This is a genomic window from Colwellia sp. 75C3 (genome assembly GCF_002836255.1).
Classification (GTDB): domain Bacteria; phylum Pseudomonadota; class Gammaproteobacteria; order Enterobacterales; family Alteromonadaceae; genus Colwellia.
The window spans coordinates 1-251 of record NZ_PJAU01000027.1 but is presented as its reverse complement, the minus strand read 5'-3'; the positions used below and the strand labels follow the sequence as shown (position 1 = coordinate 251).

Sequence of the window (251 nt, the reverse complement as noted above, 5' to 3'; positions counted from 1 at the left end):
TCAGGTAATGTAGATACAATAACTGGCGGAGATGGCGCAGGTGTTGATAGCCTGTCGGCTCGCACAGGTGTCATTAATACCTGGATTTTTACTGATACAAAATCATCTTTAATGCAAGATAATGACCCCGCTGCAGATGAACTCTATGTTGGTGATTTTTCAGGTATCGAATCTTACATTACGGGTAATATCAATGAATGGGCGGATGTTTCCGCCTTGAGCGGTGATATCGAGGTAAGTAGTTATTTAAA

The 251-nt window shown here is 41.4% G+C and carries 1 protein-coding gene; it reads left to right on the top strand.

The features are described from left to right. Window positions 1–251 (top strand): hypothetical protein (locus CXF85_RS00150; RefSeq protein WP_157828995.1); only part of this gene is annotated, 251 nt, incomplete at both ends.